Origin of the sequence: Streptomyces megasporus (assembly GCF_000718985.1) — a bacterium.
Lineage (GTDB): Bacteria > Actinomycetota > Actinomycetes > Streptomycetales > Streptomycetaceae > Streptomyces > Streptomyces megasporus.
On record NZ_JODL01000003.1, the window covers coordinates 255,628 to 272,818 of the forward strand.

Annotated in this window: 13 protein-coding genes and 2 pseudogenes; 5 read left to right on the plus strand and 10 right to left on the minus strand. The window is 73.1% G+C overall.

The window, feature by feature from the left end; translation table 11 throughout:
• Positions 1–88: 88 nt before the first annotated feature.
• Positions 89–709, plus strand: a complete 621-nt coding sequence (locus tag IF47_RS0104665) for a carboxymuconolactone decarboxylase family protein (protein ID WP_245640993.1) — start codon at positions 89–91, stop codon at positions 707–709.
• On the opposite strand, the gene IF47_RS0104670 is transcribed toward IF47_RS0104665, so the two are convergent.
• The 4 genes and pseudogenes from IF47_RS0104670 to IF47_RS0104685 form a co-directional block, all read right to left on the minus strand.
• Complete coding sequence (locus IF47_RS0104670) at positions 673–1,356, minus strand: response regulator transcription factor (RefSeq protein WP_342667218.1); 684 nt, start codon at positions 1,354–1,356, stop codon at positions 673–675. The two genes, IF47_RS0104665 and IF47_RS0104670, sit on opposite strands and share 37 nt — an antisense overlap.
• Positions 1,353–2,660: a sensor histidine kinase gene (locus IF47_RS0104675; protein WP_031506854.1), complete on the minus strand. Its 1,308-nt coding sequence runs from the start codon at positions 2,658–2,660 to the stop codon at positions 1,353–1,355. The genes IF47_RS0104670 and IF47_RS0104675 overlap by 4 nt, the downstream gene beginning before the upstream one ends.
• Before the next feature lie 5 nt (positions 2,661–2,665).
• Positions 2,666–3,709: a hypothetical protein gene (locus IF47_RS0104680; protein ID WP_051716976.1), complete on the minus strand. Its 1,044-nt coding sequence runs from the start codon at positions 3,707–3,709 to the stop codon at positions 2,666–2,668.
• A 97-nt stretch (positions 3,710–3,806) separates the two neighbouring features.
• Positions 3,807–4,581 (minus strand): annotated as a pseudogene (locus IF47_RS0104685) (IclR family transcriptional regulator); the annotation flags it as partial.
• A gap of 230 nt (positions 4,582–4,811) precedes the next feature.
• Between IF47_RS0104685 and IF47_RS0104690 the strand changes: the two are divergent.
• Positions 4,812–6,341, plus strand: a complete 1,530-nt coding sequence (locus IF47_RS0104690) for an aldehyde dehydrogenase (NADP(+)) (RefSeq protein ID WP_245640994.1) — start codon at positions 4,812–4,814, stop codon at positions 6,339–6,341.
• Positions 6,342–6,504: 163 nt separating this feature from the next.
• On the plus strand, positions 6,505–7,554 hold the full coding sequence (locus IF47_RS0104695) for an aminotransferase class V-fold PLP-dependent enzyme (protein WP_031506860.1): 1,050 nt from the start codon (positions 6,505–6,507) through the stop codon (positions 7,552–7,554).
• A 194-nt stretch (positions 7,555–7,748) separates the two neighbouring features.
• On the opposite strand, the gene IF47_RS0104700 is transcribed toward IF47_RS0104695, so the two are convergent.
• From IF47_RS0104700 to IF47_RS0104715, 4 genes are all read right to left on the minus strand, one after another.
• Positions 7,749–8,780: a LacI family DNA-binding transcriptional regulator gene (locus IF47_RS0104700; protein ID WP_031506861.1), complete on the minus strand. Its 1,032-nt coding sequence runs from the start codon at positions 8,778–8,780 to the stop codon at positions 7,749–7,751.
• 64 nt (positions 8,781–8,844) lie between these two features.
• Positions 8,845–9,738 carry a carbohydrate ABC transporter permease gene (locus IF47_RS0104705; protein ID WP_031506862.1) on the minus strand — a complete coding sequence of 298 codons (894 nt, stop codon included), beginning with the start codon at positions 9,736–9,738 and terminating at the stop codon, positions 8,845–8,847.
• The gene (locus tag IF47_RS0104710) at positions 9,735–10,604 is read right to left on the minus strand and encodes a carbohydrate ABC transporter permease (protein ID WP_031506863.1); all 870 of its coding nucleotides are present in this window, start codon (positions 10,602–10,604) and stop codon (positions 9,735–9,737) included. Before IF47_RS0104710 ends, IF47_RS0104705 begins: the two co-directional genes overlap by 4 nt.
• An 86-nt stretch (positions 10,605–10,690) precedes the next feature.
• Positions 10,691–11,983: an ABC transporter substrate-binding protein gene (locus IF47_RS0104715; RefSeq protein WP_031506865.1), complete on the minus strand. Its 1,293-nt coding sequence runs from the start codon at positions 11,981–11,983 to the stop codon at positions 10,691–10,693.
• Positions 11,984–12,127: 144 nt separating this feature from the next.
• Between IF47_RS0104715 and IF47_RS0104720 the strand changes: the two genes are divergently transcribed.
• Positions 12,128–14,143, plus strand: coding sequence for a beta-galactosidase (locus IF47_RS0104720; protein ID WP_031506867.1), 2,016 nt, complete (start codon positions 12,128–12,130; stop codon positions 14,141–14,143).
• Positions 14,144–14,368: 225 nt separating this feature from the next.
• Positions 14,369–15,394 (plus strand): annotated as a pseudogene (locus IF47_RS0104725) (glycoside hydrolase family 53 protein); the annotation flags it as partial.
• Between the two features lie 114 nt (positions 15,395–15,508).
• Here the strand turns inward: IF47_RS0104725 and thpD are convergent.
• Both thpD and IF47_RS0104735 read right to left on the minus strand, forming a co-directional pair.
• Positions 15,509–16,408 (minus strand): ectoine hydroxylase, encoded by a 900-nt coding sequence (thpD, locus tag IF47_RS0104730; RefSeq protein ID WP_031506869.1) that lies wholly within the window; start codon positions 16,406–16,408, stop codon positions 15,509–15,511.
• Between the two features lie 145 nt (positions 16,409–16,553).
• Positions 16,554–16,958 (minus strand): ectoine synthase, encoded by a 405-nt coding sequence (locus IF47_RS0104735; protein ID WP_031506871.1) that lies wholly within the window; start codon positions 16,956–16,958, stop codon positions 16,554–16,556.
• Positions 16,959–17,191 lie beyond the last annotated feature (233 nt).

The following is a 17,191-nucleotide window of genomic DNA, read 5'->3' on the forward strand; positions in this document are numbered from 1 at the left end:
GCGGGTCTCGGGGCCGGCGGATGTCACGGAACGCGGGCCGCGATCCGTCCCATGGGTGTCAGGGAAACGACACACTCAGGAGGCACACATGGCCCGCATCTCCCTCGACCCGCCCCGCAACCCGGTGGTGCGCGTCGCCCGGTGGTACTCGCGCCGTCGGTACGGTCGGACGATGGAGCCGCTGATGGCGATGGGGCACCATCCGCGGGCGCTGCTCACCGGAAGCCTCTTCGAGTTGGGGGTCGCGAGGTGGAAGGCCCTCGACCCGGGCCTGAAGCACCTCGCCGTGATGGTGTCCGCGGCCCGCATCGGCTGCTCGTGGTGTCTGGACTTCGGCCACTGGGAGGCGCGGGAGCTCGGGCTGCCGATGGAGAAGGTCCGGTACGCGCCCGTCTGGCGGGAGCACCGCGACCTCTTCTCCGACCTGGAGCAGCGGGTGATGGAGTACGCCGAGGCGATGACCGAGACCGAGCCCGCGGTCACCGACGAGATGGCGAGCGGGCTGGTCCGTCGGTTGGGTGAGAAGGCGTTCGTGGAGTTGACGATGATGGTCGCCGTGGAGAACCTGCGGTCGCGGATCAACAGCGCCTTCGGGCTGGTCGGGCAGGGGTTCTCGGACGAGTGCGAGGTGCCGCCCCTGCCGTCCGCCCGTCCGCCGGCCGGTCCGGGGGCTCAGCCGGGGCCGGGGGTGACGAAGCCGCTCTCGTAGGCGGTGACGACCGCCTGGGTGCGGTCGCGGGCGCCGAGCTTGGCGAGGACGGCGGCCACGTGGCTCTTGACCGTGGCCGCCCCCACCGCCATCCGGTCGGCGATCTCGGCGTTCGACAGGCCGCGCGCCATCAGGCGCAGCACCTCCGCCTCCCGTCCGGTCAGCCGCGTCGCCGGTCCCCGCTCGTCGTGGGCCGGGGCGCGGCGGGCGGCCAGGGAGCGCACGGCGGCGGGGAAGAGGAGGCTGTCGCCGCGGGCCACCAGCCGTACGGCCGCCACCAGTTCCTCGGCGGCGGACCGCTTGAGGAGGAAGCCGGCGGTGCCCGCCCGCAGCGCGTCCCAGACGTGGGAGTCGTTCTCGAAGGTCGTCACCACGACGATCCGCGGGGCCTCGTCCCCCATCGTCTCCAGCAGCAGTTCGGTGGCGCGGATGCCGTCCACCTCGGGCATCCGCACGTCCATCAGGACGACGTCCGGGCGCCGGGCGCGCACGACCGAGACCGCCTCGGCGCCCGTCGCGGCCTCGCCGACGACCTCCATGTCGGCCTGGGCGCCGAGGATGACCCGCAGCGCGGTGCGCACCAGCATCTCGTCGTCGGCCAGGACGATCCGCAGCGGCCGGTCCGCCCCGTCCTCCGGTCCGTTCACCGGTCGCCTCGCAGGGGGAGGCGGACGGTCAGTCGCCAGCGGCCGTCGCGCAGACCGGCCTCGGCCGAGCCGCCCAGTGCCGCGGCCCGTTCCGCCGTTCCGCGCAGTCCCGCGCCGCCGCCGGGTCGGGGGCGGCGCGGGCGGCGTTCGGCACGCACCGGGTTCTCCACGGTGATCACCAACTCCCTGGGATCGTCTCTGCCATCGGGATCGTCACTGTCGCCGGGGTCGCCGGGGTCGCCGGGCGCGAGGGACACGGCGACGGGCTCCCGGCCCGCGTGCCGCAGCGCGTTGGTCAGGCCCTCCTGGACGATGCGGTACGCCTCTCGGGAGACCGTCTCGGGCAGGGCGTCGAGGAGTTCCCGTCGCGGCCCGGGGAAGTCGAGGGTGACCGGGACGCCGCCGGCGCGGGTGCGTTCCAGCAGGTCGTCGAGGTCCGCCAGGGTCGGCCCGGCGGGCGCGCGGGAGAGGTCCTCGCCGTGTTCCTCGCCGTCGCGGAGCACCCCCAGCACGGCGTCGAGTTCGCCGGTGGTGCGTCGGGCGGTCTCCTCGATCGCGGTCAGGGCCCGACGGACGAACGCCGGGTCGGAGTCGAGCACGGTGCGGGCCGCGCCCGCCTGGAGGGCCACGGCGCTCAGCGCGTGGCCGACGGAGTCGTGCAGCTCGCGGGCGAGCCGGTTGCGGGCGGCGAGGGCGGCGGCCCGGGCCTCGGCGGCGGCCAGTCGGTCGGCGGGGGTGGGTCCCAGCAGGGCCGGGGCGCAGCGGGCCAGCAGGGCGCCGGCCGCCCAGGCCGTCGTCACCAGGGCGGCGAGCAGGGCGAGTCCGACGATCGGAGCCGCCCACGGCGGGACGTCGAGCGAGTACCGGTGTCCGTCCGTCTCCCGCGACCGTGCGGAGAACGGCAGCGCCACCAGCACCACCGCCGCGGGCGGGACGGCCAGCGTCGCGCCGCTGACCAGTGCGCCCAGGCCGACGTGGAGGGTGGACCAGGCCGCCGTGCGCCGGCGGGCCGCCCAGGAGTCGGCCGGCGCGGTGACCGGCTCCTGGCCCGGCACCTGGCACAGCGCCCGGGCGCAGGCGCCCTGCACCGTCCGCACCAGGGGGAAGAGGGCGGTGACGGCGACGGCCGGCAGGGAGAGTCCGTAGGCCGCGAACTGCCAACCGAGGTGGCGGAAGGGGTCGGCGTCGGGCACGGTCACGCTCAACACGACCGTCGTCAGCAGGAAGTAGGGCATCAGCAGCGCGCCGCCCAGCAGCAGGTGGACCCAGCGCAGCCGCAGCCGTCGCACGGCCTCCCCGCCCATCAGGTTCACCTCCCGGCGGCCCGTTCGGCCGACCGCTCGGCCGACCGTTCGGCGAACAGGTGGGCTCCGACGGTGAGGACGAGGACCCCGACGACCATCTCCACAGCGTAGGCCAGCGCCATCGGCGCGGTGGTCTCCTGGGCCCGCGTCACGTGTCCCTCGTTGGCCAGGTCCGCCAGCAGCATCCAGCCGCTCCCGGCGGTCAGTGCCGCGCTTCCGGTCCAGGCCAGGGCGGTGGCCGTGCGCAACCGCACGCCTCCCGCGGCGCCCGTGCGGAAGGCGAGCAGCAGCACGCCGGCCGCCGCGGCGGCGGCGAACAGCGCGTCCATGCCCTCCGTGAGGCGGAAGACCGCGTCGCGCTGTCCGGCCTGCCCCGGGGGGAGTCCGGCCGTCGCCCCGGCCGCCCACGTCAGGTGCAGCGCCGCCGGCACCAGGGCGAGCACGGCGGCGGCCACGGCGCCCGTCCGGCGGGCGGGGGCGGTGGGGGTGTCGGGCAGGTCCGCGAGGCGTCCGCCCAGCAGGGGGCCCCAGCGGTCGCGCACGTAGAGGGCGAACAGGGCGCCCAGGGCGAGCGCCTGGACGCCGAAGCCGGTGTAGACGAGGGTGAACACCCAGTCGTCGAGGAAGTCGGCGGACTCCCGGCCGGCGTTCCCGTCCCTCCCGCCGAGCACGCCGAGCAGCACGCTGAAGGGGAAGCCCAGGACGATGGGGGCGAGCAGTCCGGTGGCGATCCACAGGGGCAGCAGCATCAGCCAGGCGGGCAGTCGTCTGCCCCGGGGGAGGGTCAGGGCGAGGGCGAGCGCGACGACCGCGGCGTCCATCGCGACGGTGAGGGCGTTCAGCAGGAACAGCGCCGTTTCGCCCTCCGTGGTGAGGAGTTCGCTGCCCTCGGGGATGCCGATGTGGAAGCCGGTCAGCCAGGCGGTCTTGAGCGCCAGGTAGGGCAGGCAGGCGGCGATGGCGACGGCGCGCAGCGCCCTGCGCGGGGCGGTGGTGCGGGGAGCGGCCACGGCGGTCGCCGGGGGCTCGGCGGGGTGTGTGGGTGTCATGCCTCCACGTTCCCGCCGAAAGCGTGCGGCGGGATCGTGCTCGCCGGTGAACCGTCTCCCCCGTGCGGGGGAGACGCCCTACGACCGGCGGATGGCGTCAGAGCCTCCGGGTGGCCAGCGTCAGCCGGTCCCGTGCGTCGAACAGAGCCTCCTTGATGGTCTGTTCGTGGGCGGGGGTCAGGCGCGCCACCGGCACCGAGCAACTGATGGCGTCCCGTGCGGGGGTGCGGTAGGGGATGGCGACGCCGAAGCAGCGCAGCCCCAGGGTGTTCTCCTCGCGGTCCACCGCGTAGCCCTGTTCGCGGACCTGGCGCAGCTCCTCGATGAGCTTCTCGCGGTCGGTGATGGTGTGCTCGGTCAGCGGGGTCAGGGTCTCCGGGAGCATCGCGCGGATGTGGTCGTCGTCGTACGTCGCCAGCAGCGCCTTGCCCAGGGACGTGGAGTGGGCGGGCAGTCGCCGTCCCACCCGGGTGAAGGGGCGCAGGTAGTGCTGCGACTGGCGGGTGGCCAGGTAGACGACGTTGGTGCCGTCCAGCCGGGCGAGGTGGATGGTCTCGGTGGTGTCGTCGGAGAGCCGGTCCAGGGTGGGGCGGGCGGCGGCCACGACCTCGTCGCCGTCGATGTAGGAGGTGCCGACCAGCAGGGCGCGTACGCCGATGCCGTAGCGGGTGCCGGTGGCGTCCGTCTCGATCCAGCCCAGGTCCACCAGGGTGCGCAGCAGCATGTAGAGGCTGGACTTGGGGTAGCCGACGGCCTCCTGGACGGCGGCCAGGGAGTGCATGCCGGGCTGCCCGGCGAAGAACTCCAGCAGTTCCACCGTGCGCACAGCCGATTTGACCTGCCCGCTCGCCTCCGGTTTCCGACCGGGGGCGCCCCCGCGCGCTGACGGCATCGACCTTGACCCTTTCGCTCGACCGGCCATAGAGTCCCGGACAGTTATTCACACTGCGGGACGCTGTTCAGCATATCGAACAAGGTTCCCGGGGGACAGCCCTCGGTGTCCGAAGACCGGACGTGGTGTCCCGCCGACGGAAGCCGACGGAAGCGTCGGCCGTCGATCGACCCGTTACGCAGCCGGCCGGCCGGCAGGAGGAGTTCAGCGGTGGCAGTACCAGTGTGGAGTGTCGACCCCAGGACCGGGAAGCAGCGCGAGCAGGTCGCCGTCGAGGCCACGGCCGCCGACGTCGACGCGGCCGTCCGCGCCGCCCACGCCGCCCGTGCCGGGCTGGCCGACCGCGCCGCCCGCATCGCCCTGTTGCGCGCGGCGGCCGAGGAGTTGGAGGCGGCCCGCGAGGAGGTCGTGGCCGCGGCGGACGCCGAGACGGCCCTGGGCGAGGTCCGGTTGAACGGCGAACTGGCCCGTACCGCCTACCAGTTGCGGGCCTTCGCCGACGAGGTGGCCGACGGCGGTTATCTGGACGTCGTCATCGACCACGCCGACGCCTCGCTGACCCCGCCCCGACCCGACCTGCGCCGCTACAAGATCCCACTGGGCGTGGTGGCCGTCTACGCCGCCTCCAACTTCCCCCTCGCCTTCTCCGTGCCCGGCGGCGACACCGCCAGCGCGCTCGCGGCGGGCTGTCCGGTCGTGGTCAAGGCGCACCCGGACCACCCGGCCACCTCCGAGCTGTGCGCCGCCGTGCTGCGCCGCGCCGCCGTCCGCGCGGGGCTGTCCGAGGACGTCGTCACCGTGGTGCACGGCTTCGACGCGGGCGTGGAACTGGTGAAGCACCCGCTGGTCGCGGCGGCCGGTTTCACCGGCTCCGTCCGCGGTGGCCGGGCCCTGTTCGACGCCGCCGCCGCCCGTTCGAACCCCATCCCCTTCCACGGCGAGCTGGGCAGCCTCAACCCGGTGGTCGTCACCGAGGCGGCGGCCGAGGAGCGCGCCGAGTCGATCGGCGCCGGTCTGGCCGGGTCGATGACCATGGGGTGCGGGCAGTTCTGCACCAAGCCCGGACTGGTCCTCGCGCCCGAGGGCGAGGCGGGCGACCGTCTGCTGAAGGCCCTGGCCGACTCCGTCGCCGAGGCCGCCGCCGGGCCGCTGCTGGACGGCCGGATGCGGGAGGCGTTCCTCGCCGGGGTCCGGGCCCGCGCCGAACTGGAGGGCGTGACGGCCCCGGTCATGGCGGTCGAGGGCGAGGGACGGACGGTGGGCGCCGGCTTCCTCACCGTCGACGCCGAGCGGCTGGTCTCCGGGGGCCCGTACGAGGTGCTGCTGGAGGAGTGCTTCGGCCCGGTCACCGTCGTCGCCCGCTACCGCGACACCGACGAGGTCGGCGAGGTGCTCGCGAAGCTGCCCGGCAACCTCACCGCCACCCTCCACCTCGGCGAGGAGGAGGGGGAGCGGGAGGACGGCACCGCCGCCCGGCTGCTGGCCGAGCTGACCCCGCTGGCCGGGCGCGTCCTGGTCAACGGCTGGCCCACCGGCGTCGCCGTCGCCCCCGCCCAGCACCACGGCGGCCCCTACCCGGCGACCACCTCCACCTCCACCTCGGTCGGCGCCACGGCCATCGAGCGCTGGCTGCGCCCGGTCGTCTACCAGGACACCCCTCCGGCGCTGCTGCCGCCGGAGCTGCGGGAGGACAACCCGCTCGGTCTGCCGCGCCGGGTCGACGGCCGCCGCGAGGGCTGACACCCGCCGGACACCCGACAAACGCCCGATGAACCCCGTCCGCCGGCCGCCCCCACGGGCGTCCGGCGGACGGTCCGCGCGGGGCGGGCATAAGACCGCCTTGGCCTCGACCAAAGACAATTCGGGATGGACAGCAAGGAATCGGGGCGGGACAGTGGCGTCCATGGAGAACCCCTTGTCGGGCGCCGAGTTCGCGCCGAAGACCACCTACCTCAACACCGCCTCGCACGGCCTGCTGCCCGCCCGTACCGCCGACGCCGTCCGGACGGCGGTCGACGAGACGGTCGAGGGGCGGATCGACATGACGCGCTGGTTCGCCGCGGTCGAGGGGGCGCGGGCCCGCTTCGCCCGGCTCGCCGGCGTGGCTCCCACCCGGGTGGCGCTCGGCTCGGCCGTGGCGCAGCAGGTCGCGCTGATCGCGGGCGCGCTGCCGGCCGGCGCCGAGGTGCTGGTCGCGGACGGCGACTTCAGCTCCCTGGTCAACCCCTTCGCCGTGCGCGGCGACCTCAAGCTGCGCACCGCCCCTCTGGAGGAGCTGCCGGGCGCCGTCCGCCCCGGCACCGCGCTGGTCGCGGTCAGCGCCGTGCAGTCGGCGGACGGCCGTGTCGCGGACCTCGCCGCGCTCGCCGAGGCGGCTCGGGAGCACGGCTCCCGCACCCTCGTCGACACCACCCAGTCCACCGGCTGGCTGCCGTTGGACCAGGGGGCCTTCGACTACACGGTGTGCGGCGCCTACAAGTGGCTGGTGTCCCCGCGCGGTGTCTGCTTCCTCACCGTGCCCGAGGACGGCGGCGGCCTGGTGCCGCTCCAGGCCGGCTGGGTCGCGGGGGAGCGCCCCTGGGAGAGCTGCTACGGGGTGGTCGAGGAACTCGCGGACTCCGCCCGCCGGTTCGACACCGCCCCGGCGTTCCTGCCCTACCTCGGCGCCGAGCGTTCCCTGGCCCTGATCGAGGAGATCGGCCCGGAGGCGATCGGCGCCCACGACCGCGCGCTGGCCGACCGCTTCCGCACCGGCGCCGCCGAGCTGGGGCGGCGTCCCGTGCCGGGCGACTCGGCGATCGTCGCCGTGCCCGGTCTGGGCGACGCCGCGGCGTCGCTGCGGGAGGCCGGTGTGGAGGTCTCGGTGCGGGCGGGGAACCTGCGCGCGGCGTTCCACCTGTACAACACGGTCGAGGACGTGGACCGACTGTTGGCGGCGTTGGCCGGGGCGTGACGGCTCGACCCGGCCGCGCGCGAACCCGGGATCACGTCCGGGACGCGAGCACTTCGTCGAGGCGGGCGGCCCGCTCGGCCAGGTCGCCGATCGCCGGCGGTTCGCCCAGGTCAGGGCGATCGTGGGTGTCGTCCCGCCGCCCGGACCCGTGATCTCGAACATTCGTCCAAGGGGTATACCCCGCGGGGCCGGTTTCAGGCCGAGCCCCGGCGCACCAGCTCGGTCGGCAGGATGACCGCCGAGGACTCCTCGCCGCCGAGCAGGCCCATCAGCACCCGCACCATCTCGGAGCTGATCCGGTCCCACGGCTGGCGGATGGTGGTCAGCTCCGGGAGGCCGGCGACGGCGGCGGGGGAGTCGTCGAAGCCCCCGACCGCCACGTCCTCCGGCACCCGGCGACCGGCCCGATCCAGCGCGGCCAGCGCGCCGCGCGCCATCAGGTCGGAGGCGACGAACAGCGCGTCCAGGTCCGGGACCCGCTCCAGCAGCTCGGCGGTGGCCCGCTCACCGCCGTCGCGGCTGTAGTCGCCGTGGGCGACCAGGTCGTCGCCCGCCGGCAGCCCGGTCTCGGTGAGCACCTCGCGCCAGCCCGCCAGACGGTCCACGCCGCCGGGGGTGTCCATCGGACCGGCGACCGTGGCGATCCGGCGCCGGCCGAGGGAGACCAGGTGCCGCACCATCTCCCGGGCGCCGTCCCGGTCGTCGGCGGCCACGTGCGACAGCCTGGCGGCACGCCCTTTCCGACCGATCGGCTTGCCGCAGGCGACGACCGGTATCCCGGCCTCGACGAGCTGCTCGGCGATCGGGTCCCCGGTGTGGCTGGAGACCAGCAGGACGCCGTCGACGTGCCCGGCGGTGACGTAGCGCATGACGCGGCGCCGCTCGGCGGGCGTGCCGGCGATCATCAGCAGCAGCGGGATGTCGTGCGCGGCGAGCGCCTGGGTGCAACCGCGCAGCAACACGTTGAAGTTGGGGTCCTCGAAGAGCTTCTCCTGGGGCTCGGTGAGCAGGAAGGCCACCGAGTCCGAACGGCCCGTGATGAGGCTGCGGGCGTGCCGGTTGACGACGTAGCCGGTCTTGCGGATCGCCGCCCTGACCGCCTCGGCCGCGGCGGGGCTGACGTTGTGGCCCCCGTTGAGGACCCGCGAGACCGTGCCCCGGGAGACCCCGGCCTCCCGTGCCACGTCGTGGATCGTCGGCGGGCGTCGCCGCTCGGTGCTGCTCATGCGGTGTGTCTCCCCGCTCTCTTCCCGCGTCCCCATCACGATCCCGTTCACAGGGATCGGCCGCTCAGGACTTTACGGCTCCGGACAGCAGGTCCAGACTCCAGAATCGCTGGATCACCAGGAACACGGCGATCAGCGGCACGATGGCCAGCAGCGCGCCCGTGATCACCAGGGTGTACAGGGCGGGGGTGCCGGCCCCTTGTTGGAGCAGGGTGAACAGCCCCACGGTGATCGGGAACTTCTCGTCGTCGCCGAGCATGATGTACGGCAGCAGGAAGTTGTTCCAGACCGCGACGAACTGGAAGAGGAACACCGTCACCAGGCCCGGCAGCATCATCGGGAGCGCCAGGGTGCGGAAGATCCGCCACTCGCCGGCGCCGTCCATCCGGCCCGCCTCGATCACGTCCGCGGGCACGGCGGCGTCGGCGTGGACGCGGGCCAGGTAGACGCCGTACGGGGAGAGGATCTGCGGCAGCAGCACCGAGAGGTGGGTGTCGGCCAGCCCGGCTTCGGCCAGCAGCAGGTACTGCGGCACGGCCAGGATGACCGGGGGCATCAACACCCCGGTGAGGAGGACGTTGAAGACCGTCTCCCGGCCGCGGAACCGGTAGACCGCCAGGGCGTGGCCGGCGAGCGCGGAGACCGCGGTGGACAGCAGGGCGCCCAGCCCGGCGTAGAGGGCGGAGTTGGCCATCCACCGCCAGTAGACCCCGTCGCGGTAGGCCGACAGGTCCGCGAGGTTGTCCGTCAGGCCGGTGCCGGGCAGGAAGGTGAAGGTGGAGAACAGCTCGCGGCCGGACTTGGTCGCCGCGACCAGCACCCAGGCGACCGGCAGCAGGCAGTAGAGGGTGCCCAGCGCCAGCACCGCGGTGGGGACCAGCGCGGTCCGGCGCGGGGCGCGCGGGGTGGGCGCGGCGCCGGTCGGGGCGGGGGAGAGCGTGGGAGCGGTGGCGGTCATCGGGATTCCCCCTGCCTGGTACGGGAGCCGACGGCCTTCAGGAAGCCGAAGGACAGCACGAGCGTCACCACGGCGATGACCACCGCGCCGGCGGCGGCCGCGTGGACGTCGCCCTTGACGAAGGCGTCCTGGTAGACCTTCATCAGCGGGCTCCAGGTGGTGGAGACGCCGTTGGTGAGCGGCTTGAGCGTGGTGGGTTCGCTGAACACCTGGAGCGTGGCGATGACCGAGAAGAAGAAGGTCAGCACCAGGGACGGCGCCACCATCGGGATCTTGATCCGCAGCGCGATCTGCACCTGCGAGCAGCCGTCGAGCCGGGCGGCCTCGTGGATCTCCGGAGGGATCGCGCGCAGCGACGTGTAGATGACGATCATGTTGAAGCCGGTGCCGCCCCAGACGGCGATGTTGGCGAGCGCGCCGTACAGCGGTCCGCCGTCGAGCAGGTCCGGTCGCGGCAGGCCCGCCTCGGCCAGCACGAAGTGGAAGGGGCTCACGTCCGGCAGGTAGAGGAAGCCCCACAGCAGCGCGGCGATCACCCCGGGGACGGCGTACGGGAGGAAGATCCCGAGCCGGGCGACGGAGCGGCCCCGGACCCGGTCGGCGTCCAGCATCAGGGCGAAGACCAGGGCCAGGCCGAGCATGACGGGGACGACGATCAGTCCGTAGCCCAGCACCCGCAGCGCACCGGAGGCCAGTTCGGGGTCGGTGAGGGCGTCGGCGTAGTTGGACAGGCCGGCCCACACCTCCCGGCGGGCCCCGCTGCCCAGGCCGAGCCCCTGGACTCGGACCGAACGCAGACTGAGGTACAGGGCGTAGCCGATGGGGAGGGCGAAGAAGAGGAGGAACAGGGCGACGGCCGGCAGCAGGAAGAGGTGGGGCGCGCGCCGCTCGCCGTGCCCCTTCCGTGCCGCACGGGTCGCCCGCGGCGCGGACGCCGCGGGGGTCCGACGTGTCACTTGGCGACCTCGAAGCCCTGCTTCTCCAGGTCCGCGACGGTCGTCTCGTGCACGGTCCGCAGCGCCGCGCCGAAGTCCGACCGCTTCTTGGCCGCCGCGCCGAAGGCGTCCTTGAAGGAGCTGTAGGCGACGTTGACGTTGGGCCCCCACGCGGCGGGCGCGGTGCCCTCGGCGATCTTCGCGGCCCGCTCGTGGAAGTCGGTCTGCCCGGAGAAGAACTCCGGCGCCTCCTTCAGCGCGTCACCGGTCTGGGCGGCCTGCGCGGCGGGGTAGACGCCGCTCTCCCGCACCAGCGCGGCCAGCGCCTCGGGGTCGGTGTTGAGCCAGGTCGCGAACTCGGCCGCGGCCTCCTTGTGTTCGGAGTCGTTCGTGACGGCCGTGGTGGAGCCGCCCCAACTGCCGGTGACGTTCGCGCCCTTCTCCCACTGGGGGAGCGGCGCCATCGCCCACTTGCCCTGGGTGTCGGGAGCGGCGGTGGTCAGCGTGCCGGGGGCCCACACCGCGCTGACCCAGGCGATCTGCTTGCCGGTGTTGAGGGCCTTGTTCCAGGCCGGGGTGTACATCGGCTGGTTGTCGATGGCCCCCTCCTTCACCAGGGAGCCCCAGAAGTCGGCGACCTTCCGGGTGGCGGCGTCGTCGATGGCGACCTTCCACTTCTGGCCCTCGGTGGTCCACCACCGTGCGCCGGCCTGCTGGGCGAGGCCGGCGAAGAGGCCCGCGTCGTTGCTGGAGAAGGTGGTGAGGGCCTTCTCCGGGGCCTTCTCCTTGAGCGCGCGGGCGGTCTCGGCGAACTCCTCCCAGGTGGTGGGGACGGTCAGGCCGTACTCCTCGAAGAGGTCCTCGCGGTAGAAGAACATCATCGGCCCCGAGTCCTGGGGGAGGGCGTAGACGGCGTCGGTGCCGAGGGTGACCTGCTGCCAGACGCCGGGGGCGAACTCCCGCTCCGCGTCGCCGACCTCGCCGGATATGTCGGCCAGGACGTCGTTGCCGACCAGGGTGGGCAGCGCCTGGTACTCCGCCTGCACCAGGTCGGGCGCCTCGCCCGCCTTGGCCGCGGTGATGGTCTTGGTCACCAGGTCGTCGCCACTGGCCTGCTTCTTGACCGTGACCTTGACGTCCGGGTGCTCCTCGTTCCAGAGCGCGACGACCTTGTCCATGCCCGGGGCCCAGGACCAGTAGGTCAACTCGACCGGACCGGAGGAGCCGGAGCCCCCCGAGGAGCCGCAGCCGGTGAGGGCCGCGGTCGCCAGTACGGCCGCGGCGCACGTCGCGACGGTGCGGTTGTTCATGGTTCCTCCCTGGCGGGTTTCTGTGAACGTGCACAGTAGAGAAACAGAACCGACCCTTGTCAATGGTTGCGGTCCTACGGTTTCCTGGGGAAGAGCAGTCCGTTGAAGGCTGTGAACGTTCCCAGATTGACGTCAGGAGTTCGCATGGTGCGCCTCGCCTATGGCGGCGACTACAACCCCGAGCAGTGGCCCGAGGAGGTCTGGCACGAGGACGTCGCGCTGATGCGCGAGGCCGGGGTGACGATGGTCAGCGTCGGAATCTTCTCCTGGGCGATGATCGAACCCCGCGAGGGCGAGTACGACTTCGAGCGGCTGGACCGGATCGTCGACCTGCTCCACGAGAACGGCATCCGCGTCGACCTGGCCACCCCCACGGTGGTGCCGCCGGCCTGGTTCTACCGCGCCCACCCCGAGGCGCTGCCCGTCAGCCGGGAGGGGGTGCGCTGGGAGTTCGGCTCGCGCGGCGCGATCTGCCACAACGCGCCCGCCTACCACGAGGCGGCGGCCCGCGTCACCCGCGCGCTGGGCGAACGCTACGGGCGGCACCCGGCGGTGGCGATGTGGCACGTCCACAACGAGTACGGCGTCCCCGTCCTGGAGTGCTACTGCGAGACCTCCGCCGCGGCCTTCCGCCGGTGGCTGCGGGAGCGCTACACCACCCTGGACGCCCTCAACGCCGCCTGGGGAACGGCCTTCTGGGGCCAGACCTACCACGACTGGGAGGAGATCCGGCCGCCCCGGCTCACCCCCACCGTCTGCAACCCCGCCCAGCGCCTGGACCACCGGCGCTTCGCGGGCGACAGCGCCCTGGCGAACTTCCGCCGCGAGCGCGACATCCTCCACGAGCTGTCGCCGGGCGTCCCCGTCACCACCAACTTCATGGTCTCGCCCACCCAGTGCGACACCATCGACTACTGGGCCTGGGCCCGCGAGGTCGACATCGTCACCAACGACCACTACCTGGTGGCCGAGGAGGACCGCAACCACGTCAACCTCTCGATGGCCGCGGACCTGACCCGCTCGGTCGCCGGCGGCGCGCCGTGGCTGCTGCTGGAGCACTCCACCAGCGGCGTCAACTGGCAGCCGCGCGGCATCGCCAAGCGTCCCGGCGAGATGGCCCGCAACTCCCTGGCGCACGTCGCGCGGGGCTCCGAGGGCGCGATGTTCTTCCAGTGGCGCGCCTCCCGCTTCGGCGCGGAGAAGTTCCACTCGGCGATGGTCCCCCACGCCGGCACCGACAGCCGCGTCTGGCGCGAGGTGGTCGAACTCGGCTCTCACCTGGGCGCGTTGGAGGAGATCCGCGGCTCCCGCACCGTCGCGGACGTCGCGGTGGCGTGGGACTGGCAGTCGTGGTGGGCGCAGCAGTTGGAGTGGCGCCCCAGCGAGGACCTCGACACCCGCGAACGCGCCGAGGCCTGGTACGCCGCGCTCTTCGACCGCCACCTGACCGCGGACTTCGTCCACCCCGAGACCGACCCGTCGCGCCTGGCGGAGTACCCGCTGCTCGTGGTGCCCGCCCTCTACCTGACCACGAAGGCCGCCGGGGAGAACCTGCGGGCCTACGTGGAGGGCGGCGGCACCCTGGTCGTCTCCTACTTCTCCGGCATCGTCGACGAGCACGACGCCGTCCATGCAGGCCCGCACCCGGGAGCGCTGCGGGACGTGCTGGGGCTGACGGTGGAGGAGTTCCAGCCGCTGCGGGCCGGCCGGCGGGTGACGATCGAGTCCGCCGACGGCGCGACGCTGGAGGGCGACGTGTGGGCGGAGACCGTGGTGACGCGCGGGGCGGAGACGGTGTGGACGTACGCCGACGGCCCGGCCGCCGGCGGACCGGCCGTCACCCGGAGGCGGCTGGGCGAGGGAACCGCCTGGTACGTCTCGACCCGGCTCGACCGCGACGGACTCGACACCGTCCTCGCCGCGGCGTGCGCCGACGCGGGCCTGGCACCGCGCGACGACCTCCCGCGCGACGTGGAGGTGGTGCGCCGTTCGGGTGAGAGCGGCACCTGGCTCTTCGCGTTCAACCACACCGACGCCGACGCCAAGGTGCCGGTGGAGGGCCCCGGGGTGGAGCTCCTCGGCGGCGAGCGGGTGACCGGGCATCTCGCGGTGCCGGCGGGCGGGGTGCGCGTGGTCCGCCTCGACGCCCGGACCGCCTGAGGGCCGCGGGACCGGGAGGCCCGAGGGCCCGGAAAGAGCCCCGAAGAACGTCATCGAGCGTCACAGGACGCCAAGAGCGTCGCACACCGCCGAAGAACGCCCGAGAAACCGCCTGAGAAAGGGCCGCCCATGCGCAGACGTTCCCTCCTGAGGCTGGGAGCAGCCGCTCTCACCGCTCCCGCCCTGGCCACGGCCGTGCCCGGCACGGCCGTGGCCGCCCCGCGCCTCCGCATCCGCGGAGCCGACGTGTCGTCCCTGGCCAAGAGCGAGGACCTGGGCGGAACCTACCGCCGTGCCGACGGGCGAACCGACGACGCCGTCCGCATCCTGGCGGGCGCCGGCGTCAACTGGGGCCGGCTGAAGGTCTGGGTGGACCCGGCCGACGGCTACCACACCACACCGCACGTCCTGCGGACGGCCCGACGGCTGCACGAGCGGGGCATGAAACTGCTGGTCGACTTCCACTACTCCGACACCTGGGCCGATCCCGGCAAGCAGTACAAGCCCGCCGCCTGGGAGAACCTCCACGGGGCGGCGCTGGAGGAGGCCGTACGGGAGCACACAGCCGACGTCCTGGGCGCGCTGCGTGCCCAGGGCACACCGGCGTCCATGGTCCAGATCGGCAACGAGATCAACGGCGGCATGCTGTGGCCCGACGGCTCCATCGACGACTGGCCCCGGCTCGCGGCCCTGCTCACCGCGGGAGCCGAGGCCGCTCGCGCCGCCTCACCGGGCGTCCGGGTCGCCCTCCACCTCGCCGAGGGCGGACGGAACGAGGCCACCCGCTGGTGGTTCGATCACGCGGTCGCGCACGGCGTCCCCTTCGACGTCATCGCCCTGTCCTTCTACGGTTACTGGAACGGCACGCTCGCCGACCTCCAGGCCAACCTGAACGACGTCTCCGCCCGTTACCGCAAGGACGTCGTCGTCGCCGAGACCGCCTACCCCTTCCGGCTGGACAGCAAGGACTTCCTGGAGAACATCGTCGACCTGCCGTCGGAACTCGTCCCCGGCTATCCCGCCACCCCCGAGGGGCAGGCCGCCTGGGTGCGCGACATCACGGCGGTGGTGGCCGCCGTCCCGAGGGGGCGCGGGCTGGGCCTGTTCTACTGGGAGCCCACCTGGACCGCCGTGCCCGGCAACGGCTGGGACCCGGCCGATCCGGCCTCCGGCAACGGCTGGGAGAACCAGGCGCTCTTCGACTACGACAACCGCGCCCTCCCCGCGCTGGAGGTGTTGGGGCGGGGCTGAGGACCGACCCGGCCATCGAGCGGGAGAGGAGAAGGGGCGGGACCGCCGTGCGACGGTCCCGCCCCTTCCTCCTTCCGGCGTGTCACACCCCTTCGGGGCCGCACGCCGCGCGGCTCACCTCACCGGGGTGAAGTCCCGCGCGCCGATGAACTCCGGACGCCGCACGGGCGCCGCGAACGGCTCCACCGCGGCGTTCTCCACGCTGTTGAAGACGATGAAGACGTTGCTCCGCGGATACGGGGTGATGTTGTCCCCCGAACCGTGCATGCAGTTGCAGTCGAACCAGGTCGCCGAGCCCGGCTTGCCGGTGAACAGCCGGATGCCGTACTCGCCGGCCAGCCGCGTCAGCGCCTCGTCCGACGGCGTGCCCGCGTCCTGCATCTGCAGCGATTTCTTGTAGTTGTCCTTCGGGGTGGCGCCCGCGCAGCCGAGGAACGTCTTGTGCGATCCCGGCATGATCATCAGGCCGCCGTTGGTGTCGTGGTTCTCGGTCAGGGCGATCGAGACGGACACCGTCCTCATCCGCGGCAGGCCGTCCTCGGCGTGCCAGGTCTCGAAGTCGGAGTGCCAGTAGAACCCCGAGGCGCCGAAGCCGGGCTTGACGTTGATCCGGCTCTGGTGGACGTAGACGTCCGAGCCGAGGATCTGCCGTGCGCGACCCACCACGCGCGGGTCTCGCACCAGGCCGGCGAAGACCTCGCTGATCTTGTGGACCTCGAAGACGGAGCGGATCTCCTGCGACTTCGGTTCGACGATCGAGCGTTCGTCGGCGCGGATCGCCGGGTCGGAGATCAGCCTCTCCAGCTCCCGGGCGTAGACCTCCACCTCGTCAGGGGTGATGAGCTGGTCGATCGCCAGGAAGCCGTCCCGCTCGTAGGCGGCGAGATCGGAGGGCTCGATCGGCCCTGGAGCCCCCGGCTCGGACCACACGACTGGGTCCTGGCGCGGGGTGGTCACCTCGGTGGCGCCCCGCGTCGGGTACAGGTCGATGGTGCGTTCGGGTGCGGTGGTCATGCTGTTGCTCCTCTCCTCTCGTAAGGCCCTGTTCGCTGCGCTGGGTTTCCCGCGCCGGCCTGATGCCGGTGAATCCGCCGCCGGAGCCGGCGGCGGATTCCGTGACGGCTGCCGCGTTCTCGGGCGCGGCCCCGGCGCGCTCCCCTCAGACCCCTTCCGGTTCGGTGAGCAGCGGGTAGACACCGTTCTCGTCGTGGTCCTCGCGCCCGGTGACGGGCGGGTTGAAGACGCAGACGCAACGGAAGTCCGTCTTAGGACGGAGTGTGTGCTTCTCGTGCCCGTCCAGCAAGTACACGGTGCCGGGGGTGATCCAGTGCTTCTCGCCCGTCTCGTCGTTGGTGAGCTCGGCCTCGCCCTCCACGCAGTAGACGGCCTCGATGTGGTTGGCGTACCACATGGAGGTCTCCGTACCGGCGTAGAGGACGGTCTCGTGCAGCGAGAAGCCCACGCGCTCCTTGGCCAGGATCAGGCGCTTGCTGCGCCAGGTCCCGGAGGCCGACCGCACGTCGCGGTCGGTTCCTTCGATGTCCTGCAGGGATCGGACGATCACGGTGTTGGGTGCCTTTCTTCCGGCGGCCCATCCCGGAGGACCGGGATGGGCCGAATGGGTGAAGCCTGTGGTGTCCCGGGCGGTGCCGGGAGGATGCCGAGTTGCCGCTCGGCGCCGCCTTACGCGGTCTCGCGGACCGCGCGGGCCAGGATCCGCAGGCCCTCGTCCAGCTCCTCGGGCGAGATGGTCAGTGCCGGGAGCAGCTTGACGACCTCGCTCTCCGGGCCGGAGGT

Bases quoted from the DNA above. Each gene is read 5' to 3' on its own strand.
- IF47_RS0104665 (WP_245640993.1), top strand. From the start codon at position 89: ATGGCCCGCATCTCCCTCGACCCGCCCCGCAACCCGGTGGTGCGCGTC.
- IF47_RS0104700 (WP_031506861.1), bottom strand. From the start codon at position 8,780: ATGAGCAGCACCGAGCGGCGACGCCCGCCGACGATCCACGACGTGGCA.
- IF47_RS0104680 (WP_051716976.1), bottom strand. From the start codon at position 3,709: ATGACACCCACACACCCCGCCGAGCCCCCGGCGACCGCCGTGGCCGCT.
- IF47_RS0104705 (WP_031506862.1), bottom strand. From the start codon at position 9,738: ATGACCGCCACCGCTCCCACGCTCTCCCCCGCCCCGACCGGCGCCGCG.
- IF47_RS0104695 (WP_031506860.1), top strand. From the start codon at position 6,505: ATGGAGAACCCCTTGTCGGGCGCCGAGTTCGCGCCGAAGACCACCTAC.
- thpD (WP_031506869.1), bottom strand. From the start codon at position 16,408: ATGACCACCGCACCCGAACGCACCATCGACCTGTACCCGACGCGGGGC.
- IF47_RS0104720 (WP_031506867.1), top strand. From the start codon at position 12,128: ATGGTGCGCCTCGCCTATGGCGGCGACTACAACCCCGAGCAGTGGCCC.
- IF47_RS0104715 (WP_031506865.1), bottom strand. From the start codon at position 11,983: ATGAACAACCGCACCGTCGCGACGTGCGCCGCGGCCGTACTGGCGACC.
- IF47_RS0104675 (WP_031506854.1), bottom strand. From the start codon at position 2,660: ATGGGCGGGGAGGCCGTGCGACGGCTGCGGCTGCGCTGGGTCCACCTG.